This window comes from Flavobacterium olei (genome assembly GCF_039749035.1).
In the GTDB taxonomy this organism is placed as follows: Bacteria; Bacteroidota; Bacteroidia; order Flavobacteriales; family Flavobacteriaceae; genus Flavobacterium; species Flavobacterium olei.
This window is the reverse complement of sequence record NZ_JBDKWC010000004.1, coordinates 617,666-642,268: the sequence shown is the minus strand read 5'-3', so window position 1 is coordinate 642,268 and position 24,603 is coordinate 617,666. Positions and strand designations below refer to the sequence as shown.

The 24,603-nt window shown below is 36.1% G+C and carries 25 protein-coding genes; 11 read left to right on the top strand and 14 right to left on the bottom strand.

Annotated features, from left to right (window positions below; all coding sequences use genetic code 11):
• Nucleotides 1–7: 7 nt before the first annotated feature.
• The 4 genes from ABEB31_RS13695 to ABEB31_RS13680 all read right to left on the bottom strand — a co-directional run bounded on the left by ABEB31_RS13695 (nucleotide 8) and on the right by ABEB31_RS13680 (nucleotide 5,524).
• A complete protein-coding gene (locus ABEB31_RS13695; protein WP_347052188.1) occupies nucleotides 8–3,196 on the bottom strand; it encodes a SusC/RagA family TonB-linked outer membrane protein in 3,189 nt (1,062 codons plus the stop codon).
• A 676-nt stretch (nucleotides 3,197–3,872) separates the two neighbouring features.
• The gene (locus ABEB31_RS13690) at nucleotides 3,873–4,316 is read right to left on the bottom strand and encodes a hypothetical protein (RefSeq protein ID WP_347052187.1); all 444 of its coding nucleotides are present in this window, start codon (nucleotides 4,314–4,316) and stop codon (nucleotides 3,873–3,875) included.
• 170 nt (nucleotides 4,317–4,486) lie between these two features.
• Nucleotides 4,487–5,122: a hypothetical protein gene (locus ABEB31_RS13685; protein ID WP_347052186.1), complete on the bottom strand. Its 636-nt coding sequence runs from the start codon at nucleotides 5,120–5,122 to the stop codon at nucleotides 4,487–4,489.
• Nucleotides 5,123–5,329: 207 nt separating this feature from the next.
• Nucleotides 5,330–5,524: a hypothetical protein gene (locus tag ABEB31_RS13680; RefSeq protein ID WP_347052185.1), complete on the bottom strand. Its 195-nt coding sequence runs from the start codon at nucleotides 5,522–5,524 to the stop codon at nucleotides 5,330–5,332.
• A 198-nt stretch (nucleotides 5,525–5,722) separates the two neighbouring features.
• Between ABEB31_RS13680 and ABEB31_RS13675 the strand changes: the two genes are divergently transcribed.
• A complete protein-coding gene (locus ABEB31_RS13675) occupies nucleotides 5,723–7,150 on the top strand; it encodes an FAD-dependent oxidoreductase (protein WP_347052184.1) in 1,428 nt (475 codons plus the stop codon).
• 125 nt (nucleotides 7,151–7,275) lie between these two features.
• Entirely contained in the window at nucleotides 7,276–7,479 is a 204-nt protein-coding gene (locus ABEB31_RS13670; RefSeq protein ID WP_347052183.1) for a hypothetical protein, read from the top strand.
• Between the two features lie 44 nt (nucleotides 7,480–7,523).
• On the opposite strand, the gene ABEB31_RS13665 is transcribed toward ABEB31_RS13670, so the two are convergent.
• The 10 genes from ABEB31_RS13665 to ABEB31_RS13620 all read right to left on the bottom strand — a co-directional run bounded on the left by ABEB31_RS13665 (nucleotide 7,524) and on the right by ABEB31_RS13620 (nucleotide 16,280).
• Complete coding sequence (locus tag ABEB31_RS13665) at nucleotides 7,524–7,772, bottom strand: hypothetical protein (protein ID WP_347052182.1); 249 nt, start codon at nucleotides 7,770–7,772, stop codon at nucleotides 7,524–7,526.
• 173 nt (nucleotides 7,773–7,945) lie between these two features.
• Complete coding sequence (locus tag ABEB31_RS13660) at nucleotides 7,946–8,965, bottom strand: cytochrome-c peroxidase (protein ID WP_347052181.1); 1,020 nt, start codon at nucleotides 8,963–8,965, stop codon at nucleotides 7,946–7,948.
• Between the two features lie 56 nt (nucleotides 8,966–9,021).
• Nucleotides 9,022–9,897 carry an MbnP family protein gene (locus tag ABEB31_RS13655; RefSeq protein ID WP_347052180.1) on the bottom strand — a complete coding sequence of 292 codons (876 nt, stop codon included), beginning with the start codon at nucleotides 9,895–9,897 and terminating at the stop codon, nucleotides 9,022–9,024.
• Nucleotides 9,898–9,947: 50 nt separating this feature from the next.
• Entirely contained in the window at nucleotides 9,948–10,316 is a 369-nt protein-coding gene (locus ABEB31_RS13650) for a hypothetical protein (RefSeq protein WP_347052179.1), read from the bottom strand.
• Nucleotides 10,317–10,320: 4 nt separating this feature from the next.
• Nucleotides 10,321–12,300 carry a TonB-dependent receptor plug domain-containing protein gene (locus tag ABEB31_RS13645; RefSeq protein WP_347052178.1) on the bottom strand — a complete coding sequence of 660 codons (1,980 nt, stop codon included), beginning with the start codon at nucleotides 12,298–12,300 and terminating at the stop codon, nucleotides 10,321–10,323.
• Between the two features lie 4 nt (nucleotides 12,301–12,304).
• Nucleotides 12,305–13,228 (bottom strand): hypothetical protein, encoded by a 924-nt coding sequence (locus ABEB31_RS13640; protein ID WP_347052177.1) that lies wholly within the window; start codon nucleotides 13,226–13,228, stop codon nucleotides 12,305–12,307.
• Nucleotides 13,229–13,503: 275 nt separating this feature from the next.
• Nucleotides 13,504–13,881, bottom strand: a complete 378-nt coding sequence (locus ABEB31_RS13635) for a hypothetical protein (protein WP_347052176.1) — start codon at nucleotides 13,879–13,881, stop codon at nucleotides 13,504–13,506.
• A 273-nt stretch (nucleotides 13,882–14,154) separates the two neighbouring features.
• On the bottom strand, nucleotides 14,155–14,493 hold the full coding sequence (locus ABEB31_RS13630; protein WP_347052175.1) for a nuclear transport factor 2 family protein: 339 nt from the start codon (nucleotides 14,491–14,493) through the stop codon (nucleotides 14,155–14,157).
• Between the two features lie 22 nt (nucleotides 14,494–14,515).
• Nucleotides 14,516–15,427 (bottom strand): helix-turn-helix domain-containing protein, encoded by a 912-nt coding sequence (locus ABEB31_RS13625; RefSeq protein ID WP_347052174.1) that lies wholly within the window; start codon nucleotides 15,425–15,427, stop codon nucleotides 14,516–14,518.
• A 46-nt stretch (nucleotides 15,428–15,473) separates the two neighbouring features.
• Nucleotides 15,474–16,280, bottom strand: a complete 807-nt coding sequence (locus ABEB31_RS13620) for an SDR family oxidoreductase (protein WP_347052173.1) — start codon at nucleotides 16,278–16,280, stop codon at nucleotides 15,474–15,476.
• A gap of 470 nt (nucleotides 16,281–16,750) precedes the next feature.
• Here ABEB31_RS13620 and ABEB31_RS13615 point away from each other — a divergent pair, with 470 nt between their 5' ends.
• From ABEB31_RS13615 to ABEB31_RS13575, 9 genes are all read left to right on the top strand, one after another.
• Nucleotides 16,751–17,566, top strand: a complete 816-nt coding sequence (locus ABEB31_RS13615; protein ID WP_347052172.1) for an alpha/beta fold hydrolase — start codon at nucleotides 16,751–16,753, stop codon at nucleotides 17,564–17,566.
• Between the two features lie 69 nt (nucleotides 17,567–17,635).
• Complete coding sequence (locus tag ABEB31_RS13610; protein ID WP_347052171.1) at nucleotides 17,636–17,953, top strand: phosphoribosylpyrophosphate synthetase; 318 nt, start codon at nucleotides 17,636–17,638, stop codon at nucleotides 17,951–17,953.
• Nucleotides 17,954–18,078: 125 nt separating this feature from the next.
• The gene (locus tag ABEB31_RS13605) at nucleotides 18,079–18,711 is read left to right on the top strand and encodes a hydrolase (protein WP_347052170.1); all 633 of its coding nucleotides are present in this window, start codon (nucleotides 18,079–18,081) and stop codon (nucleotides 18,709–18,711) included.
• A gap of 43 nt (nucleotides 18,712–18,754) precedes the next feature.
• Complete coding sequence (locus ABEB31_RS13600; protein ID WP_347052169.1) at nucleotides 18,755–20,140, top strand: alginate export family protein; 1,386 nt, start codon at nucleotides 18,755–18,757, stop codon at nucleotides 20,138–20,140.
• A gap of 209 nt (nucleotides 20,141–20,349) precedes the next feature.
• Nucleotides 20,350–21,081: a M17 family peptidase N-terminal domain-containing protein gene (locus ABEB31_RS13595; RefSeq protein WP_347052168.1), complete on the top strand. Its 732-nt coding sequence runs from the start codon at nucleotides 20,350–20,352 to the stop codon at nucleotides 21,079–21,081.
• A 6-nt stretch (nucleotides 21,082–21,087) separates the two neighbouring features.
• Nucleotides 21,088–22,974: an amidohydrolase gene (locus tag ABEB31_RS13590; protein WP_347052167.1), complete on the top strand. Its 1,887-nt coding sequence runs from the start codon at nucleotides 21,088–21,090 to the stop codon at nucleotides 22,972–22,974.
• Between the two features lie 11 nt (nucleotides 22,975–22,985).
• Nucleotides 22,986–23,414, top strand: a complete 429-nt coding sequence (locus ABEB31_RS13585) for a DoxX family protein (RefSeq protein WP_347052166.1) — start codon at nucleotides 22,986–22,988, stop codon at nucleotides 23,412–23,414.
• Between the two features lie 2 nt (nucleotides 23,415–23,416).
• Nucleotides 23,417–23,890, top strand: a complete 474-nt coding sequence (locus tag ABEB31_RS13580; protein WP_347052165.1) for a Dps family protein — start codon at nucleotides 23,417–23,419, stop codon at nucleotides 23,888–23,890.
• Nucleotides 23,891–23,896: 6 nt separating this feature from the next.
• Nucleotides 23,897–24,568 (top strand): YoaK family protein, encoded by a 672-nt coding sequence (locus tag ABEB31_RS13575; RefSeq protein ID WP_347052164.1) that lies wholly within the window; start codon nucleotides 23,897–23,899, stop codon nucleotides 24,566–24,568.
• Nucleotides 24,569–24,603: the final 35 nt, after the last annotated feature.

Below are 24,603 nucleotides of genomic sequence, written 5' to 3'. Positions count from 1 at the left end.
CGTTTTTTTAAAATTTGACATTAAGATTAAGACTGAAATTTCTCGTAGTTGGTAAAGCTAAACTTTCCAATCCCTGAGCATTTCCTGTGTTGAAAGCCGTTTCAGGATCTATGTTTGGTGCATCTTTGTATATAAAGAATAAGTTACGGCCTGTAGCAGTAAGACTTGCGCCCGTTAATCCTAATTTTCTAATTAAATCCTTATTGAAATTATAAGTAAGTCTTATTTCTCTCATTTTTACAAAAGTAGAGCTGTAAATGTATGCTTCACTAATGTTGTATGATGCTTTGTAATATTCCTGTGCACTAATAACTTTATTATTTGCAGTTCCGTCGGCATATACTCCGTTAAAAATCATTCCGTCGTCGTAAACGGTAACACCCGCTGGAGCAGCTCCTCCAGTTACCAAAGTTTTCTGATTTGCTGTATTATCAGAAGGATAATAGTAACTTAATCCCCCATTAGCAGCATCACGTCCCGGCATAGTCTGCGCTAAAACTCCGGTATAATTTCCGGTTCTGTTTGTTCCTGAGAAAAGCTCTCCTCCTACACTGGCATCAACTAAAAATGACAATTCCAGATTTTTATAGGTCAGCGTATTAGTAAGTCCTGCTAAATAATCAGGCGTATAATGTCCTAAAACTCTTTTTGTCGGATCTGCTTTTGGCAAACCATTGGCGCCCACCACAATGTTTCCGCTGGCATCACGCTCGTAAGCAGTTCCGTAAAGCGCTCCGTAAGCCTGTCCTACAGATGCTAAAACATCGACACCTCCGGATGTACCTATAGTATAGTTTTGAATTTGTTTCTCATAATCCAAAATTTCAACTTTACTTTTGTTTTTCGAATAATTTAAAGCCACATTCCATTTGAAATTTTCGGTTTGAACAGGATTTCCATCCAATTGAACCTCAATACCCTGATTATTAATTTTACCGGCATTAATTAATTGTGAAGTATAACCGCTGGAAGCTGTAGTTTTTATTTCTAAAATCTGATCGAAACTGTTCGTGCTGTAATACGCAGCATCAAAATGAAGTCTGTTTTTCCAGAAAGAAGCTTCTAAGCCAACTTCAGATGAACGCGTTGTTTCCGGTTTTAAATTTTCATTTAGTTTTCTTTGAGATGAAGTCTGAATCGGATTTCCGTCAAAAGCAGTCTGAAAATTATAAACTGTGGCCAATTGGTACGGATCTGCATCATTACCCACTTCAGACCAGCCCCCTCTTACTTTTAAGAAATCTAGCGTACTGCTTTTCAAATTCAAAGCTTCAGAAAGAATTAAACTTCCGTTGACAGAAGGATAAAAATAAGATCTGTTGCTGCTTGGCAATGTAGAAGACCAGTCATTACGTGCTGTAAGGTTTAAGTACGCATAATTTTTATATCCAAATTGTGCCGAAGCATAAGTACTATACACTTTCAGTCTTGATAATGTATTTGATGAGGTTAAGGGATCACGTGAATTTGTTAAGGTATACAAATCCGGCACAGCTAAACGAGGTGCCTTCTGATAGTTGTTGGCATCGCTGTGGCTACGAACATTAAATCCGGCAAGCGCATCCACAGTAAAATCTTCAGCAATCTTTTTCGTATAGGTAAAAATTCCTTCCGTATTTTGTTCTTTTACCGTATAAGCATCTTCGGCATAAGATCCGAAAGGTGTTCCGTTTGTACCATACTTAATCGTGTATTTTCTACGGTCGTTGTAATAATCTACTCCTGTGCGGAATTTAAAATTTAATCCTTCTGCCAGTTTTGCATCTAAGTGGATATCTCCAATTAAACGATTACGTTGTTGACTTGTAGTGTTATAATAAGCGTTCCAATACGGATTGCTGTAATAACTGTTATTCCAGTTCACCTCTCTGTTATTTTTCAGTTCATTGATGTCAACCTGACGTCCGAACCATAAAAACTGTAACATTACTCCGGCAGCACGACCTCCGGAAGGACCACCAGGAAGAGCCGGTGACTCTGTAACAATATAATTACCGGTTACGCCTACTTTTACACCTTTTGCAATTTGGTAATTTGCATTAAAAGAAACGTTTGTTTTATTAATTTCACTATTAGGAACGGTTCCTAATTGTTTCTGATTGTTTACTCCCAAACGGAAATCTGATTTTTCGTCTGCTTTCGCAACCGATATACTATTATCATACGTAATACCGGTATTAAAAAAATCTTTCACATTATTAGGATGAGCTACAAACGGAACCGCAACACCATTAGATGAAAATTGAGGAATCAGACGACCGTCTAATTTTGGTCCCCAGCTTTCATCAACTCCGTCGTTAATTCCGCCCCCTTTACCATCTACATAACTAAACCTTCCGTTTGATCCTTGTCCAAATGAATTCTGAAAACTTGGTAAAGTGGCCACTTGCGACACGGTTATTCCTGTGCTAAAGTTTACTCCAATTCCTTTTTGACCTTTTCCGGACTTAGTGGTAATCAAAACTACACCATGTGCCGCGCGCGATCCATAAAGCGCTGCGGCATTTGGCCCTTTTAAAACGGTCAGTGTCTCAATATCCTGCGGATTTAAATCGGAAATCGCATTTTTAAAATCACGCGTTGCTCCTCCTGCATTCAATTGCGAATTATCTACCGGAACTCCATCCACTACAAAAAGCGGCTGGTTATTTCCTGCAATAGAGGTTTCTCCACGAATAATAATACGGGAAGATCCCATATCTCCCTGAGAATTGGTGATACGCACACCCGCTACTTTCCCGGAAAGACTGTTTAAGAAATTGGTCTCTTTTGAATTTACTAACTCGTTACCTTTTACAGCCTGTGTTGTATATCCTAAAGATTTTTTTTCTTTTGAAATTCCAAGTGCGGTAACCACTACTTCGGATAATTTATTTTCTTCTTCGGTGAGACTAATGATTACAGGATTATCATTTACAACCACTTCTGCTTTTTTATACCCCATAAAACTCACCAATAAAGTATAAGGCAATTTTTGTCCGGTCTGGAAGAAAAACTTCCCGTCAAAATCTGTAATAACGCCGTGAGTAGTGCCTTTGATATTTATAGAAGCACCAATTATAGGTTCTTTTGTAACGGCATCGATAACCGTTCCTTCCAGTTTAGATTGAATTAATGGTTTTGTTTCCTGAGCTTTAACCCCAATGGAAATCAACAAAATGCACAACCCTATATAGCAATTTAATGTTTTTTTCATTACTTAATTATTTTTTAAACAAGGACAGCAGGTTTCGTTTTTTGCAGCTTCCTTAAAGATGACAATTTATTCAAGCTTCGTCATTTCTGTAAAAACAGAAATTTTTTCTCTTATCTGCACATTCGTTTTTTCATTTTATTAATTTTTAATTATTTATTTAACTGGCTTATACATTCTTAAATTCTCATTCGGACTTTATTTCTAAGTTTTATATCTGATTAAGAGGAAAAATTAAATTTTCAATACTCCTCTTAGTAAATCTCTAATTTAGTTTTCGTCTTTGAAAATATACTGGGAGAAGATCGCACATCACAGGAAGTCCCTCTTTTTAAACTCTACCAATTTGATAGAACAAAAGTATGTTAAAAATGATATTTAGCAAATTTTAACTGAATTTTTTGTCAAAGAATTGTTAACTAAGTTCAAGAGCTGAATGTAAATGACTAAAAATAAAATACTTAACCATTGGCTAAAATTTTATATTTTATAAGAATTATACTAAAAATTTAATGTATTGAAAATGAATTTTCCGCCTATAAAAGATCAAATAAATCAATATTTAAACATTTAGCGAAAGAAGTTATTGAATTAAATTGCAGAAAAAGAAAAGTATAAACACAAAAAAACCTCCAAATCAAATGACTTTGGAGGTTATAATTTACTTTGAAAAAAGGTATTACATCTCGTTAAACTCGTGTAAAGATTTCAATGTGTTTTCGTAAAATAAAATAGCAGCAATCAAATTTCCTTTATCAGAATACGGCATCATTTTTCTTTGAAATTCTACAGTTGTATCCAGGAATGTTGTAGTTCCTTCTGCTTGTCCGTCTAATATTTTTTTATTTTCACTATCGTCCGGAATTCCCAAATCTGCCATTGTAACACCTGGTTTAGTAACCAAAGCAATATATGGAAGGGTTTTCACTAAAACTTTAATTCTTTCAATGTACAATTCTAAAAGTTCTCCTTTTTGCATACCACTCAATTCTTTCTGATCATGGTATTTACGGATTAAAGCTGTTGTACTGATGATACTTCTTGGTGCATTTTTTGCCTGTGCTGAAACAGCTGCCGTCGTCAAGAAGAAAAGGACACATAATAAAGTAATTTTTCTCTTCATATTCTAATAGATTTGGTTTTTCAATGAAAGCAAAAATATATAAATTAACTTAAAAAGCAATTTTATTAATGCCTTTTTCCCAATATTGTAACAATATAATAATACAGATAAGGAAATTAGTACAATATTTACTGATAAGCGAAGTACTTTAGCTTATTTTGTACGTATTATCAGGATTTGATAATTCTAAAACGCCCTGGATATTTAATGTAAATACTCTTTTTATTTCCGTAATAATCCATAAAATCCTCACAGACAAAAACCGCGTGTGCTTTGGACCACGCCACAACACCACAGAATTCGCTTCCCGTTTCGCGTTTTAACTTTTGAATTTGTTTTCCTAATTTAAATCCCAGATATTTATAAATGGTCGGCGTATAAACTGCACCATCTTCTAAGTCTTCCAAAGCTTCTTCAAAAGTTGCTTCATTGTCAATAATCTGCTTGTACTTTGCCATTACAGCATAAGTCAGTACAGCATAATCTATTATTTTTTCGCTATCACAATTGTCTTTTATAAATACAAAATCCGCCGAGACTTTTGCACGATTTAATTCACGACTATTCAAATTAAATGTCGCGTTGTTTTTTAGGGTTATTTTATAAGAATCATCAGCTGTCTTTTCGCTGATAAAAAGATTATCCAGTCCATAAATATTTAAAGAAGCTTTGATAAACGCGATTGACGAACAGTTGGTACGTTCACCCTGTTTAAAACTCTCAAATATTTTATCTGAACTCAACTGTGAATAAGAACTGGAATAGACAAACATTAAAAGTAAAAAAAATGAGGTAACCGATTTCATGCCTGGTATTTTATAATTACCCAACTAAGTGTGGGATTGTATTAGATTTTTACAAATCTATAAAAAATCAACTCATAATGTTTTTTGTTCGCAACTTTTATCATTTAAAAATTACTTCAGCAGAAGATTTATGTCTCCTGTTTCCAGTTATACCAGTAAAACCTTACCAAAATAAAAACGTCTCAAACAATTTGAGACGTTTAGTGGTTATTTTTTTTCTTCATTATTCAATTTATCATCGAATTCAGGTTCTTCACCTTTAAATTTTTTTGTTTCCGGATCATAATTTTCGTCGTTTGTCAACACTTCATCATGATCTTTATACTGATGCTTTCTGGTATCACTTCGATGATCTGCCCTGTTATTGTCAGGATTTTTCTGAGTCTGATTATTTGAGTCCATAATTTCTTAGTTTTAAATGTTTTATAAAATTACTTTATCTGTGTTTAAGATGGCTTATATAATCATTCTAAAAAATTATAAAATAACAGGGTTGTTAATAATAGCGATACTTTAAAAGTTTGAACTTTAATAGCTAACATTTCTTTAATTTTGCGTTCATAGAGCTATAGTTGTTCTAAATTATAATACAAGTATTTGATGCAAAAAAAGATGTGGGCCGTTTGTACGGAATGTAATGGACAAGGCAAGATTAATCGGGGACTAACTAAAAAGGCTCAGCGTCGTTATAAAATGGAACTGGCCGAATATGAAAGATCAGCAAGTACCGATACCCCGCCCGTTGCTCCAAAAGCTCATCTACATGTATGTTCTAATTGTTCAGGTTCCGGTCTAATTCAATCCCAAACCCTTCCTGAACCAGATTACAATTATCCCCATGTTGCTATAATTGGTGCCGGCATTGGCGGCGTAGCTTTGGCCGTTGCGTGTTTACATCGAGGAATTCCGTTTACAATCTACGAACGCGATGATCATTTTGATGCCCGATCCCAGGGTTACGGATTAACTCTTCAACAGGCCAGTAAAGCCATAAAAGGCTTGGGAATTACGTCATTAGATGGAGTGATTTCTACAAGGCATGTGGTTCATAATACAGAAGGAAAAATTCTTGGCGAATGGGGAATCAGAAAATGGATGGATTCTCAGCATGAAATGCCGGCAAAACAAACTAATATTCATATTGCAAGACAATCTTTACGAATGGCTTTGCTGGAACAACTTGATCCAAACACTGTAAACTGGGGCCATCAGTTGATTGATCTTTCAGAGTCTGAAGATCAGATAGAACTGAATTTCCAATTTAATGGAAAAATAAAAAAATCAAAAGCAGATTTGGTAGTGGGTTCGGATGGTATACGCAGCACGGTTCGCAAATTGGTCATCGGCGATACACGGACACCGCTTCGTTATCTAGATTGTATAGTAATCTTAGGAATCTGCCCGTTAAGTGCACTTGAAGAAATTGAAAGTCCACTATTAGACTCTGCAACCGTCTTTCAGACTGCAAATGGAAACGAACGAATTTATGTGATGCCTTATGATAAAGAATCTGTAATGTGGCAGCTTAGTTTTCCCATGTCTGAAGATGACGCTAAAAAACTAAGTGCACAGGGACCTACAGCACTTAAGGAAGAAGCTTTACGCAGAACTCAATGGCATTCGCCCATTCCGCAGATTTTACAGGTAACACATGAAAAACTGATTTCGGGATATCCGGTGTATGACAGAGAACTTACAGATCGGATAACTTTACAAAAAAATGAAAAATTGACCTTAATAGGAGATGCAGCACATCCTATGAGTCCGTTTAAAGGTCAGGGTGCTAATCAGGCATTATTAGACGCTTTAAAACTGGCCAGAAAAATTTTAAAAGGCTGTAATGCCCGATCCAAATGGAAAGAGTTTGGAATAAGAGACAGGGTTTTAAATGATTTTGAAGCCGAAATGCTGGAGCGAAGTGCCGTCAAAGTAAAGGATTCTGCAGACGCAGCACAATTTTTACATTCTGAAATCGTACTCCATGAATGCGATGAACCACGTGGCAGAAACAAAAAAAATAAGAATTAAAAACATCCTTTTATATATTAGTTTTCTGAAAACATGTGAATTAGATAACAAATTGAAATTATCATGTAACAAAATTCATGCAGCGGTTTTATAATTTTGGACTTACAAATCAAACATACTGCGCCATGAAAAATTTACAGATCAACTTCAGCGAAAACAACGAAACTCGTACCAACCGCACTTTGGTTTTTAACGGAGATAATAATGAGCTTATATTTCGTAAAACTTATGTAGGAGACTGGGGAGATTGGGATGAAAAACCAGATAACGCTTTTCAGGATCAGCAGATATATCTGGATCAAAATAATATTTTTACAGCTTCTCTATAAAAATAATATCATAATTATTAATTAGTGTTCTGGCGTAAATTGCTTTATGCCAGAACACTAATTGTATTACTTAAGTTTTCTTTACTTATAAAATCAAGAATAAATTCTTTTACTTCATTACGTGCTTCAATCTTCGTAGCAAACGAATTGATGTAAAACTCTTCATCTTTATCGCTGATGTGTATAATATCAGTGTAACCTTTGGTAATTAAACTGCCTTTGAGTTTAATTACATTTACTTCCTGCTTTCCGTCTAGTTCCTTGCGAACCTGTAATTGTATAGCTCTTTCCATTTGCAAATAGTTTCGATTATTTAACTTTCATATAATGATAAATTTAAAACAATTAATCATTCAAATGAAGAATTTAACACTATCTGCAATCAATTATTTATCAACACTTTATAAACATAGTTTTTCACTTTTAAAGAAATAAAAAAGAATAAGAAATAAGCTGATTTTTTACATTAATTCCCTGTAAATTCTTTATCGCTTAATGTTTTCATAAAAGCGATAAGATTTTCTTTTTCAACATCTGTCAGCGGAATTCTGTTTCCATTATTCTTAAAAACCGGGTCAAGATTATTAGCAGCCAAAACACCATTATCAAAATAATCAAGTACAGATCTTAAAGTGGCAAACTGACCAAAACTTCCGTAAGGTGCTGTATATTCTATATTTCGAAGCGTTGGGACACGAAAACTCATAAAATCAGCCGAAATTCCGGTTACTCTTCCGCGGCCTGCTTCGTTTGTATTTAGGTTTAATGGAAATCCAATATTTCTAAAACTCTGATCTGTAAACAATTCTGTACTATGACAGCTGGCACATTTTTGTTGAAAAGTTTCGTAACCTTTTGCTTCATTTTCTGTAAAAGTCTGCCCTTCGTTTCGTTTAACCTTGTCGTATTTACTGTTAGCAGAAATTAAAGTATATTCAAATTGCGCAATGCTTTTATAAATTCGGTCGGGTGTAATGTTTTCATCTCCAAATGCTTTTTGAAATAAAGTTTTATAATACGCATCATCTTTGATTTTCTCTATGACATCCAAAATAGACGAATCCATTTCTTCATGCGTTATAATAGGAACCAAAGGCTGTGTTTCTAATTGCAGCTTACTGCCATCCCAGTTAAAAAATTTTAAAAACATTAAATTCTGCAGTGGCGGTGCATTTCTTAAACCAATTCTTCCTTCAACTCCAATCGCCTGCGGATTATGATCTGCAAAAGCATTTGCCTGAATGTGGCAGCTTGAACATGAAATGGTATTGTCTGCACTGAATCTTTTTTCAGAAAAAAGTTTTTCTCCTAATTCGACACCATATTTCGTTGGTTTATTTAAACTTACGTAACTATTCACTTCAGGAAAACCGGCTGGAATATGGATAGCAAGTTCCGGATTTTCATACGAAATCATATCAGCATCATCGGTATTGCACGAAGTCAATATCAATGTCAATAACAGGAGAACAAATATATTTTTCATTTAATGAAATTTAAAACAGAGCCGTCTTTAATTCCGGACGGCCCTGAAATATGATTTTAGTTTTCTACACTTGTAACAGAAAACATTCCTGTGATATCGCTTGATCCGTTTCCTCCCAGATTGTCCACAAACTTTACCATTTGCGTCGCCGTATGCACATTTGGTGTTGCATTATCATTATCTCCTGTTCCGGTCGATAAAGTAATGGTATTAATTTTTCCGCTCAATAATTTATCAAAATCAGCTTTGATTTTAATCTTTGGAGCTTTACTTCCTACAACCGCATTTGTAGTAAGATTTAATGTAATATCCCTGTAAGCATTTACACCCTGAGTATAACTGGACGGATTTCCCCTGGTTCCTTCAACGGTACTTCCGGTGTGTATGGACATGGCTTTATTATCGGTGTCATAAAAACCTTCTACTTTTGTAAAACGGTAACCACTTCCCCATTCCCACATCATTGCCGTGTCATTTGCTCCGGCTGCAGCGTAGAATTTTGGAAATCGCACCTGATCTAAAGTGTTTTGTTCCGGTTTAATACCCAGACCAAATTTGATCTGCTTGTAATTCGCAGCCGGCACATTGCTCAAAATATAATTCAAAGTTGCGGTTTTGGCCTGGTCAATTACCGTAGCGCCTTTATCCAAATCATTTACATTGTACGGAACTTCGCTTCCATCATCTTTGATAAGACGAATATTGCTGATTACATATTTTAATTCAGAAAAATGGTGCACTTGCCCCGCTGCAGAAGTGTTTGTGGTTGCTGAAGCGGATGCCCCATCACCTAAAACAATCGTTTTATCTTTAAAAGTATTATTAAATTCTAAGGTTACATTATTTGCAGCGGGATTATTATCGTCATTTGAGCATGATACGAATGCCAGCGCGGCAACTGAAGCGAAAAGGTATTTTTTAAGGTTTTGCATTTTAATTCTTTTTAAATTTTTGTATTCTATTTTATTAATTGAGAAAATAATTATAAAATAGGCGGCGGTACAAAAATCTCCAGACAAGGATCTGACAATGCAGTTTTTTTATAAAAGAAAATTTCTTTAGAATGAATGTTTTTTGGAATACAAACTGTAAACTCCATATTTTGATTCACAGCAATATCAATCTTTTTATTTAAACCCGCTGATTCCGAATCCGGTTTTTTTTCAGATTCCTGCAATTCCTTTTTCAAATGGCATTTTCCATGACATTGCAATTCTAGCTTGGCCTTATTGACACAAAATTCTTTTTCTATTGCTTTTTGGTTCAGTTTAAAGTGCACTACAATAAGCGCCTGCTGGAAAGAAACCAACAAGAACAAAATTGTCATAGTGATACTAAAAACTTTCTTCATCTGCTTAGAAATTCAATTTTAATGAAGTAAAAATATTGCGCCCCATTCTCGGGATATTACCCCAGTCGGCATATGTGCTGTAATATTCATTTAATAAATTTTCTGCTCCCACCTGAATGGTGCTTTTTACTTTATTTATATGAAAGGAATAATCTGCAGAAATATTCCAGATGGTGTACGCCCCCGTAAGATCTTCTCCATATTCCGGACTGTAATTAATCTGTTCAAAATCTCCGTTAACAGAAGTCTGGATTCCGAAATTTTTATACATGTAATGAAGTGAAGTCAAATAACTTAACGGACGGATAAATGGTAGATTTCCGCCTTTATCATCCATTCCGCGTGCGTAGGTCAAGGTACCCTTCCAGTGTAAGTGCTCCAAAATATCGTAACTCACATTTGCTGACATATTTAAAAGTGTTGCATAATCTAAAGACGTATAGCCTTTTACACCAACAGACTGATAATTCATCGGACTTCCCATACTCAATATTCTTCCAATAATGTAATCCTCAATATAGAAGTAATTTATTTTTCCCTGAATGCTCAATTTTTCGTTTTTAAAACCTGCGCTCGCATTTCCTTCATACGAAACCTCATTCTTAAGATCCGGATTTCCAATGTAATCGTAGCGGTCAAAACTATTATAAATATAATAACCATAACCTTCAGAAACAGAAGGCGCTCTGTGACCATAACCCGTTCCGACAGAAAAATTAAACTGATCGATGTTTAAATGATAACCGGCATTGATACTGGGTAAGAATCTGGTTTTTTCCTGAGGCGCTCCCGGATGAAAAATCCAGTTGAATTCGACATATTTTGAATAATTGTAATTGACTCCCAAAGAACCGCCTAAATTTACCTGACTTTTCTCTGAAATATCCCAGGAATTATTCATGGAAAGTCCCGCAAAACGAGTCGTTACCCAAGGCCAGCTGTAAGCAAACATCGTTCTCTCGCTTCGATCCTGAGGATACATGCGCATTTCTGCAATAGAGAGGTTATCATAAGCATTCAACTGGATTTCAGAAGAATAAGCATTCTTTTTTAAATTAGCTTTAGATACCAGGCCATAGGTTGTGCTCCATCCCGGCATATCCATGTGAACGAGATTTTCAGGACGCGTCGTATCATCCATATAATGCTCGATTGCATTAAAATATATCTTAGTATCAACAGCTCTTACGAGGCCTTCTTCAAACAATTGTTTATAAGATGCAGAGGTAATTAAAGCTCTGGAAAGCCACAAATCCATTGGCAAAGCAGGATAACCCACATCTTTTGCGACATCAAAAATGGCATCAAAACGAATTGCTGATAAATCACTGGTTTTATAGGCTAAACCTAATGAAGTATTGAATTTATTGTATTGAGAATGTTTTACTTCATCATTATTTCCATCCGAATAATTATCTGCCGTCCGGTACGATATACTTCCATCGGCCACAAATCTACTGCCGGAGTAAGAGACATTTCCCAAATTGAAAAACTGTTTGTTATTAAACTCAAATCCGGTTTGATAGGTTCCGTTCCATTTCTTTTCCAGACCAAAAGGGGTAATTTTTCGTTTTAAGTCGATACTACCGGCAACTGTTGCGCCATGAAGACTTCCCTCCTGTCCGGATTTAATATCAATTGACGCCAGATTATTGCTTTCTACATAAGACGTGATCGGGTCCATTTTATCGGTACAGGCTCCAAAAACATGCATTCCGTCGATTGTAACCGTCGAACGTTCTGTACTCATATTGTTTAGCAGTGGTTCCCAGGCATAAGCACCGCGCTTGATAAAACTGATATTTTCATTAGATGATAAAAATTCATCAACTGAAACAGCCATTTTCATCTCAGTTTCTATTTTCTTTTTTGCAGCATTTTTCACCATTACTTCTTTCAGGTTTTTTATGCTGTCGTGTTGTGCATGCGGATTTTGAGCTGTTACAGACATTCCCAAAAAAAGCAGCATTATAATATATTTCATGTGATTAGAATAAAGTATCAATATATAGTTCACTTTTTACACCTTCAGTACCTGGCGTAAAGTCGGTTGGAACTACCGTTCCTTTTATGATCAGACCATTTTGGTTCATCATAATTAAGTTCAAAGTCCAATTTCCGGTCATCGTATAATTGACAACACCGTGGTACAAACCGTCATTTTGCTGAATTAAATCCTTATTATTTGGCGACGAATGATTTCCCATAGAGGGTTCGGGCATTCTCGGATCTAATTTTAAAGTATAACCCGTAACTTCTGAATAAGAAAACTGGGTTGGATCCGGAAAAGTTCCCGCAGCCGTTGTCGGTTTATTGTATTTGTAAATCCCGGCCACCAAAGCATTTTCTGAAACCGTTGGCTTTAGCGGAGCAACAAGCGCGATAATATATTGTTCATTATCTTTTCCTGTAAAAGCGTTCATATTCAGGTTTTTATTGCTTTGTTTCTCTACAGAAATATCTTTAGAAATTTCATATTTCTGATTATCAGCCGTAAAACTGATATATAATTTCCAACTCGCAGTTGTAGAAGTTTCCCCTGTAAAAACCGAATAACCCGAATAATATTTGTTTGCTGCATCATAAGACACATCATAATCATGCGGACAAGAACTTTTGCTTCCGTCGGCATTACTTAATATAGGCAAAAAGGTTACCGAAGAATTTGTAATTTCCTGGCTGTTCTGCGTATTTGTAATCTTCAGATGAAATTCATTATAACCTTTATATAACGTTCCGTTTAAGGCGTATATCGTTATTTTATAGGTTCCGGCTGTAACCGATGTAACTTCTTTAAATTCATAATTATCAGGAACTTCGGTTCCAATTTCGGCTGCGTAATCGGTTTTGTCGATTGTGCAGGAAGTAATCGCCAAAAAGAGTGCGATCATTAAAAAAGTGAAAGATTTCATTGCAATGAATGTTTTTAAGACTGTTTAAAATCAGCAAGCGGTTTCGCGTGAAAGAAAGTTAACCGATGCCGGAATGAATAAAAATATTTTATAGATGAAGTAGAATACCGTATTCTTCGATATAAAAAAAGATTAAAATATCAGTTTTAGAAAATACCTATAGGCATTTCTTAATTATGATTTATTTAGAATATTCATTACAAAAAATTATACCCATAGATTGGACCAAATTTCAAAGTGGAATTTTTCTATCAAATTAAAACTGAAATAATAATCTACACTACACTGAGCGGCGGATGAAAAGTAAGACTCGAAGCCTTTACAGGTTTCTTTGCAAATAAAATGGAAGAATTTTGTTTGGATTCGATAACAGGAATAATGCTAAAATCAATTTCAGCAGTATTTTGAACATATACCAGCTCAGATTTTTCTTTTAAGCGGTCCTGCATTTTTCTTTCGTTATCAGAATATTTTTTGATGCTTTTTTGAAGTTCACATCGTCCGTTACAGCTATTGAAAGCCTGTTTACGCTGCACGCAAATGGTCTGGGCAATTTCTTTCTGGTTGATTTTAAATGAAGCATATACAAACAGACTGCCAAAAGAGGGCGACAGAATTAATATAGAAAGTGCTATGATTATTAATCTTTTCAACTGCTTGTAAATATATCAGTCACAAAAGTACGTACAATTTTGTATTTATTTTAACTAAATATGATTTTTTATTCAATAAAAGACAAAATTATCTTATTTGCTGTTTTCTCATTGTGAGAACTATCTTTTGCATACTTATAATTCAATTAGTATGAGGATTTTAAATGGGAAACTTAAGCGCCATTCGATACACTTAAATGAAATGGAAAGTTTAATTCATTTAAACATGACTAAATTAAAAAGGCTAAACGGATATGTTTAGCCTTTCTGTTTTTAATGAATTAAATCGGCTTTTACGAAGATGATTTTTTCGTTCTTAAATTTAAAATCGAATATCCCTCCTATTGTGCCTTCTGCAAAGGTTCCAGTAAAATTTACTTCCAAATGTGCACTTTCTATTCCTTTAACATTCAGGTTCACCAATTGAGTATCGGTATTATAGCCAATAAAATAATTGTCAAAATACTCTTTTATTCCCTCATGTCCTTTAAATTGTTTTCGTACAGAAGGATCATCCAAGATAGCGTCATCATTATAAAATTCAAGATATTTTTGCGTATCAAAAGCATTACTGGCGGCAAGCCATTCGTTTATAAAGTTAGGTATGTTCATTGTAATTAGTCTGGTTATTCTTCTAATTTAGAAGACTTTTTTTATAGTCGGAAGGCGACTGATTGGTTTTTCTTTTAAATAGCTTATTGAAAGACTGGGAATGCTCAAAGCCTAAATAATACGCAATTTGTGCTATTGTCATTTGATCTTTTGCCAGAAATTCTTTTGCTTTTTCGATCACCTTTTCATGAATAAATTGTTGGGTATTCAATCCAATCAGATTTCGGAGTAAATCACTCAGATAGCGCGGTGTCACATTTAAACTTTCTGCAATAGTATTTACAGAAGGAAGTCCGTTAATCAAAGATCTTTCTTCTATAAAATAAATTTCAAGATGTTCCTCAAGTTTAGAAAGCAAATCATTATTTACTGCCTTTCGGGTAATAAACTGGCGATCATAAAATCGATTAGCGTAGTTCAGCAGCAATTCAATTTGTGAGATTATTACATCCTGACTGAATTTATCGATTCTTTCGTTCAATTCATCCTCAATAAACTGGTAAATACTGAGTACTGTTTTTTTTTCCTTTTCGGAAAGGTAGAGTCCTTCTGCAGCAGAATAACTGAAAAACCCATACTGTCTGATATGTGAATCTAAGGCATAATTTCGCAATAAATCGGGATGAATATGGAGCGACATTCCATCATAATCTGCCTCTTCTTCCTGCATGCGCAATAATTGTCCCGGCGCAACGAATGACATTCCTCCTTCTTCAAAATCATAAAATCCCTGACCGTATTTTAATTTTCCTGAAAATTTTGTCTTAAAAGAGATTTTATAAAAATTAAGGATAATGCCTGCTTCCAGATCTGCAGCATCAAACTCAGCCTGACCATAATTGATAATACTGATTAGAGGATGAAGCGGCGCCGGCTGTCCCATCGCTTTATGCAATTGGGATAGCGAATTGAATATAACGGGTTGTTTTTTCATTTGATAACAAATCTAATCATTCACAAAATTAATTTCCATTTTAAAACTACATCACAAACTGAGCACGATATTTCTGAAATTGATTCTCAGGTTTAAGAGACAAACGTTCTTCATATAATTGATTTGCATCGTTTCCTGCGATATATCGCAATTGATTTTTTCCATCACTGGCCGCTTCATAAATAATTGATGCCACATTCTCTGCTTTGGTGTAATTTGCAATTTGTTCCTCGCTGTAACCCTCGGCAACTTTGGCAATCAAATCGCTGTAAGCTTCGTGTAGTCCACCCTGCAAAGATCTCCCTGCAAAATCGGTCTGCATTCCTCCCGGCGCAACTACTTTTACTTTAATGCCAAATTGCGCTAATTCGTAAGCCAGACCTTCTGAAAAGCCGTCAACTGCAAATTTAGAAGCATTGTAAACCGAACAGCTTGGATAACCTAATAAACCAAAAGTAGAAGTAATATTTATAAATATGCCTGCTTTTCTTTCTCTAAAATTAGAAACAAAGGCTTTAGTAACATTTATAACGCCAAAAAGATTGGTTTGAATCTGATCGTTTATCTGTACTTCGCTAAAAGATTCCAACGGGCCAATTAGACCGTAACCGGCATTATTTAAAACAACATCAACGGGGTCTGTTTCCAGAATTTTACTGATCGTTTCTTTGATCTGACTTGAATCTGTAACATCCAGCTGCACAACTTTCACGTTTTCCAAATTTGTTAATTCTACCTCATTCTCCGGCTTACGCATTGTTGCAATTACTTTCCATCCATTTGCCTGAAATAATAGCGCTGCAGCTTTTCCTAAACCCGATGACGCTCCTGTAATAAAAATAGTCTTTTTCATTTTGTAGTGTTTTAAATTATACACTGTAAAATTGCTCCCAATTCATCTTTCGAATGTAGCCAAAAAGGTAAATTGATAAGTCTAAATGGCATCTGGTAATAAAAATAGTCTTCTAAAATATTTTCTTCGATCTAATTATTTAAAAAACAACGGGCATTTCATAAAATAACGAAATATCGTAAAGAAAAAAAACTGTATAATTCATCAATCCCTTTAAAATAAATCAATTAAATATAAAGGCATATTAATTGGCTAGTATCTGGCATCAACAGTTAAAATGAAAAACAGTAGATGCAGATAAAAATTTTTACTTCTTAATCTAGATTAATCGATTAAGCTTTCACTCTGTAATAAATTTGCAGTATAATCATTAAGAATAAAACATAAAACAACATATTAGTTTAACATTTAAACTTAAAAACGAATTTCAATTACAAAATATAAATAAATAATCAATAAATCGAAAAACCATGAGCACATTTACAGTAAAAGACGGAACACAAATTTATTACAAAGATTGGGGAACTGGACAACCAATCGTATTTCATCACGGATGGCCTTTATCAAGTGATGACTGGGATGCACAAATGATGTTTTTCCTTCAAAAAGGGTACAGAGTTATTGCACATGACCGCCGCGGACACGGGCGCTCTGGTCAAAGTTCCGAAGGAAACAACATGGAAACGTATGCTTCTGATATTGCTGAATTAACTGCAGCTTTAGATTTGAAAGATGCCATTCACGTTGGGCATTCAACCGGAGGTGGTGAAGTGATTCGTTACGCTGCAAAATACGGAAAAGGGCGTGTTGCAAAAGCGGTTATAATTAGTGCTGTAACACCAATTATGATTCAGAACGAATCCAATCCCGAGGGAGTTCCATTATCTGTTTTTGACGAAATCAGACAAGGAACAGGATTTAGCAGAGCACAATATTTTTATAATTTTCCAATTGCGTTTTACGGATGGAACCGCGAAGGTCAGGAAGTTCAGGAAGGTATCAAACACAACTGGTGGCGTCAGGGAATGATGGGTTCTGTTTTGGCACACTATGAAGGAATAAAAGCATTTTCTGAATCAGATTTTACAGAAGACCTGAAAAGTTTAGATATCCCGGTTTTGGTTTTACACGGAGAAGATGATCAGATTGTTCCTTACGGTCAGGCACCAAGAGCGGCAAAACTCCTGAAAAACGGAAAACTGATTTCTTACCCTGGATTTCCTCACGGAATGCCAACTACAGAAGCAGAAACAATCAACAACGATATTTTAGCTTTCATTAAATAAATAAATAAACTAATCAAAAAACTGTCTTTTAAAGGATCTTTTTAAGGCAGTTTTTAAACCAACATTCTAATGAGTTTATTTCAACAACCCTCTTTTGATACCGTTACAGAAGCTTTGCAATGGCTTACGACACAAGGTTTTACCGAGAATTTTAATCTTGACGAAAACTGTATCCGATACAACAACAATACACAAACCATGTCACCGGACGAATTTAAAATTGAATATTTATTTCGTTTTGAAGGCGATACCGATCCCGGAGACGAAGATATCGTGTACGGAATTACCTCTGAAATCTATGATATAAAAGGTGTATTAACGAGCGCATTCGGAATCTATGCCGATGCCGTTTCTGCCGAAATGATCAGAAAACTTTCAACACATTAAAAACAAAGGCATAATCGTGTAATAGCGATATTATCACTACTGTGTTTTAAATCAAATTCAAATAATATTCAACAAACAGCAGGCTTTTTAAAAAGTCTAAAATTATAAATCTAAAAAATAAAACTATGAAACCATCAGCAAACTTATTATCACCAGACAATCATGCTTTAGTATTAATCGATTTTGAAGGACAAATGGCTTTTGCAACAAGCAATATCGCTTTGAGTGAACTTCGTAATAATGTCGCTATTATTTGCGGAGCTTCTAAAATATTTAATGTGGACACCGTTGTAACAACTGTTGCAGAAGAAAGTTTCGCAGGACCTGTTTTTCCGGAAATTGAAGAATTTTATCCCATTGCCACTTCCGGTTATGTCGATCGTACTACAATGAATACATGGGAAGATGAAAATGCATATAAAGCGATTACTGGAAAAAATAAAAAGAAATTAGTTCTTGCCGGATTATGGACAGGTGTTTGTATCGTCGGACCGGCTTTATCTGCAATTGAGGAAGGTTACGAAGTATATGTAATTACTGATGCCTGTGGAGATGTAAGTGCAGAAGCACACGAGCGTGCGGTACAAAGAATGATTCAGGTTGGTGCACAGCCTATTACATCTATTCAATATCTACTGGAACTGCAAAGAGACTGGGCGCGCGAAGAAACGTATGTTCCTGTAACTAATCTGATGAAAAAATATGGTGGTTCTTACGGTTTGGGAATTCACTATGCACACAATATGTTGAAACACTAATTCAACTTTCAAAATTTTTACCAATTTCTTACGCTTCATCCTATTGGAATCAACAAAAAACATATCAAACCACGCCAAGTTACTTTTTCTTTTTCTAGTAATTGGAAATCTGGCAACAGCTCAAAGTTTTAAGCTTTTGCGTTACGACGAAAATTATGAATTCCTGAAAGATTCTAACCGGAATTTTTACGAACGATTAAAATTCATACCGTTAAATGAAGAGAAAAATTTTTACCTGTCTTTTGGAGGCGAAGCGCGATATGAATATGTTGATTTCAATAATGAAGATTGGGGAAGATTAGGCATTGGCCGAAACAATTTTCTGCTGCAGCGCTATGATCTGCATGCCGATATTCATTTGGGGAAAACCTTTAGAATATTTGCACAGTTAAGAAGTGCCCTGCAGGACGGACGAATTAACGGTCCGCGTGGTATTGATGAAGATCAGCTTAATGTCCAGAATTTATTTTTGGATGTGAATCTCTGGCAGAAAGAAGACAAAAAAATAACGATTCGTGCCGGAAGACAGGAATTGGATTACGGTTCCGGAAGATTGATCTCTGTTCGCGAAGGTCCAAATGCGAGACTTTATTTTACAGGAGGAAAAATAATGTACAATTCATCGCGATTATCTGTAGATGCTTTCGCAATGATGGCCGATACGATTAACACTGGAGTTTTTGACAATAAAATGTCAAAACAACTCAATCTTTGGGGCGCTTATTCTAAAATAATTTTGCCAAAATCAGGAAATCTTGATCTTTACTATCTGGGAATCAGAAGAGATGAATCGCTTTTTGAGGAAGGAGCAGCACCGGAAAGACGTCATACCATTGGTACACGATTCTGGAAATACGGTGGGGGTTTTATTTACAATCTTGAAGCGGCCTATCAGTTTGGATCTTTTGGCTCCGGAAATATAAACGCCTGGACGGGATCTGTTGATATTGGGTACATGTTTGAAAACATCAAATTTAAACCTACCGTAAATCTTCGAAACGATTATATTTCCGGAGATAAAAATCAGGGAAATGGAAACCTTCAGACTTTTAATCCGCTATATCCAAAAGGTGGTTATTTCGGTTTTAGTCCGCAGGTTGGTCCGGTAAACCTTATCGATATTCATCCGTATGCCACTATGGATTTACTGTCGAATCTAAAGATGCAGGTCGATGTTGTTTTAAACTGGCGTTATTCCACACAAGACGGTGTCTACAGACCCAGCGGCATGCTCAATCTCCGCGGAAGCGCTTCTGACGAGAAATATATCGGAACCGCCTATCTGGCCAATTTCACCTATAGTATAAACCAATATATTTCGGTTGTGAGTGGTATTCAATACTTTAAAACAGGCGCTTTTATCAACGATATTATTCCCAATTCTAAAGATGGTGTTTTCTTTAATGCCCGACTTGGATTTAAATTTTAAAAACAAAAAAATACATTCTGAATAAATTAGGACACGGATAAAAGGGATTCGCTATCGCGAAGATGCGGATTTACAGAGATTTTTTCTTCTAGGATTTTATTTAAAAATCCGTTTTTATCAGCGTCTTAGCGATAGCGAATCCGTATGATCCGCGTCAAAATCTATGTCTCTATGTGTTTAAAAAATCAACAACAACTAAATTTTAGAATATGAAAAACTTAGCTATTTTCAAAAAATACAGCATTAGAACAACGGTTCTGATTCTTTTACTATCAGCAGGTTTAACTAACAGCGCTTTTGCGCAAAATGCTGCACTCGGATCAACTACGACCTGGGGAAAAGTAGACGGAGTTGCGATTAACGGATTGGTTCAGGGACCATCTGCAGCAAAAGCGGACTTACAGGTAGCCTGCGTTTTTGAATATACCGAAGGGGATATTTTTAACCCTCCTGCCCTTCCCGCTAACTTAAACGGAATGGTTCATTTGGATGATGCGTTAAAAGGCATTATTACCGAATTACGAAAAACCGGCAAATTTACAGGTCATTCCCTTGAAACCTTACTTATTACACCACCAAAGGGTACTCTCGCTTCCAGGCAATTATTATTGATCGGATTGGGAGACCGCAATAAATTTACTCCCGATTTAATGATTTCTGTCGGAAGCACTGCAATGCGCGAAGCGTTGCGCCTGGGAGTTTCTGATTATTCGTTTGCAAGCGATATTAAAGATGCAGGAATTGATTCGCCAACGGCTTTAATTGCTAAAAATGTAGTTTTGGGTTCGTTTGAAACTTACAGGACACAAGCGTATTTAAAAGACAAAAAACTAGCTAATTACAAACCTTTAACGAAAGTTATTCTGCTAGCCGGACCAGCATTTTATACGGTTGCCGGAGAAGGGATCAAAGAGGCAATTACTCAATTAAACTCTAAATAAAAAACTATGAAAGCAGATTTAATTTTATTCAACGGAAAAATTCATAGTTTCAATTCCGAAACTCCAAATACAACAGCAGTTGCGATTAAAGACGGAAAATTTATTGCTGTTGGAAATGACAGCGAAGTCATGTCTTTTGCTTCTGAAGAAACCAAAATAATTGATCTTCAGCAAAAAAGGGTTGTTCCGGGCATTAATGATTCGCACATTCACCTTATTCGTGGCGGATTAAACTACAATTTAGAATTACGCTGGGATGGTGTGCCTTCATTGGCAGATGCGCTTCGAATGCTGAAGGAACAGGTTGACCGCACACCAAATCCGCAATGGGTTCGCGTTGTGGGCGGCTGGTCGGAGTTTCAGTTTGCTGAACGCAGAATGCCGACTTTAGAAGAAATCAATGCCATTGCGCCGGAAACTCCTGTTTTTATCCTGCATTTGTACGACAGGGCAATTATGAACAGAGCGGCTTTAAAAGCAGTTGGTTACAACAAAAATACACCTGCACCTCCCGGAGGGCATATAGAACGCGACGCCAATGGCGAACCAACCGGACTTATTATTGCCACGCCAAATGCGATGATCTTATATTCGACTTTAGCCAAAGGTCCAACGCTTTCTTATGAACATCAGATCAATTCGACGCGTCATTTTATGAAAGAGCTAAACAGATTCGGAATTACCAGCGTGATCGATGCCGGGGGTGGGTTTCAAAACTTTCCCGACGATTATAAAGTGGTAAACGAGCTGAACGATAAAAAGCAATTGACTGTGAGAATTGCCTATAATCTTTTCACACAAAAACCAAAACATGAATTTGAAGATTTTTCAGATTGGATTGATACGGTAAAATTATATCAGGGCGATGATATGTACCGCCATAACGGAGCCGGAGAAATGCTGGTTTTTTCTGCCGCTGATTTTGAAGATTTTCTCCAGCCAAGACCCGATCTTCCGGAAAACATGGAAGCTGAATTGGAAAAAGTGGTTCGCCTTTTGGTAGAAAACCGCTGGCCTTTCCGCCTTCATGCCACTTATAATGAAAGCATTACGCGATTTCTGAATGTTTTCGAAAAAATAAATCAGGATGTTCCTTTTAACGGACTTCCATGGATCTTTGACCACGCTGAAACTATTGACGAGCGAAACATCGAACGTGTCAAAGCGCTTGGCGGCGGAATCGCAGTACAAAGCAGAATGGCGTATCAGGGTGAATATTTTACAGACCGATACGGAGCAAAAGCGGCCGAAAATACACCTCCAATCAAGAAAATGCTTGAAATGGAAGTTCCGGTTGGCGCCGGTTCAGATGCGACACGTGTCAGCAGTTATAATCCCTGGGTTTCCATGTACTGGATGACAGTTGGAAAAACCGTTGGAGGTTTGCAATTGTACAACGAAACGAGATTAAACCGACAAACTGCTCTGGAATTGTACACCAGAGGAAGTGCATGGTTTTCTCAGGAACAAAACAAAAAAGGTGATATTAAAGTCGGAATGTTTGCAGATTTAGTGGTTTTAGACCGTGATTATTTTTCAATTGACGATGAAGAAATCAAAAAAATAGAAGCAGATTTAACGATTGTTGATGGGAAAATTGTTTATGCAAATGGTGATTTCTCTTCATTTTCGCCACCACATATTCCGATTTTACCAGATTGGTCGCCAACGAATATCTACAATGGTTATCCTTCGAAAAACAGCTTTCAGAGTACTGTTGAAAAAAATGCAAATCTACACGCAAAACCAGGTCTGACATCGCAGATTCACAGTTGCAGCGGCAGTTGCGATGTTCATGCGCACAGTCATGATATAGCAAGAATGAGCAACGTTCCGGTCAATAATTACAACGCATTCTGGGGCGCTCTTGGCTGTTCTTGCTTTGCTTTTTAAAACAAAAAAAAATGATAGACATTATAAAACAAATCCTGTATTCTGATTTAGGAAGTTCACTTAACAACGGCGCTATTTTAATTTTTAGGGTTTTACTGGCCGTGGAATTATTCAGAGTACACGGAATGAAAAAATTCAGAGTTGAAAATGGACAAAAAGAACATGTTCCGAATCCGCTGCATCTGCCCGAAAAACTAAACGGACTGGTAGCAACGTTTTCAGACACTATTGTTCCGTTTTTAATTATTCTGGGCATCGGCACCCGACTTGCCGTATTACCAACAATGGGTGTAACCGCTATTGGGTACTTTGTAGTTCACAAAAACGATTCGCCAGAAGTGCGCGACGTGCCGTACATGTACACCTTATCCCTGTTATTGCTTTTGGCTCTTGGCGCCGGAACTTACTCACTTGATTATTATTTATTAAACCTAATTTAAAAATGAAAACAAACATCGGAATCAAACAAGAAAACATCTCAAAAGTTGTAGATGTTTTAACTAAAGTTCTTGCAGACGAATTTATACTTTATACAAAAACAAAAAGAGCACACTGGAATGTTGAAGGCCCGGATTTCTATAATAAACATCTTTTCTTTGAACAGCAATACGATGCCATTGATGAAATTGTTGATACCGTGGCAGAAAGAATCAGAGCGTTGGGACATTATGCACCGGCAACACTTAAAAGCTTTCTGGCACTGACACATCTTTCAGAAGAATTACAGGAGAAAAACGACAGTACCGGCTTTATTAAAGAATTACTGATCGATCACGAAAGTATCATTATTTATTTGCGTGAAAATATCAATTATATCGCCAACGATTTACAAGATACCGGAACAAGTGATTTTATAACAGGTTTGGTCGAAAATCACGAAAAAATGGCGTGGATGCTTCGTGCCCATTTAAAATAAAAAATTATGGAAATACAACAAACTAACAACATTTGGTACGTAACCCTGCTGCTAACCATAATAGCAGGGTATTGCGATACGGTGACTTTTGTCGCAGCCGACTCGATATTTTCGGCACACGTAACGGGTAACTTTATTGTTTTTGCGTATCAGATCGTAAAAGGCTCAGATGTTCACGCGTGGATTAAGCTTCTCACTTTTCCCATCTTTATTATTGCCGTAATTACCGGCGGAAGAATCGCTTTAAAAAGTACCAATCGTTATACTCTCTTGTTTTGGGAAGGAATATTGCTGGTTTTAAGCGGAATCGCCTCTTACGTTTTTGGTTATTTAGAAAACTTTGCAGAATGGACAATGTATGTCGTTGCCATGACAACTGTTTTCGCGATGGGACTTCAGAATGCTTTTGGAAAATTATATGCTAAAGAAACTCACGGTCCTACAACCATGATGACGGGAAATGTTACACAAGCTTCTTTGGATTTAGGTAACTTATTAAAAAACGGACTTAAAGACGTTGATGTTCTTTTAAGTTTTAAAAAACAATTAGTTACCATAATTGGATTTTTGGTTGGATGTTTTCTGGGAGCCGTTGCAGGAAAATTTTTCGGATTGGGTACTTTAATTCTGCCTGGGGCAGCAATGATAATTTGTTACTCCTACCATCGCAAAAGCTAGACAAACACACCCTTCAGATTGCAGATTTATGATAA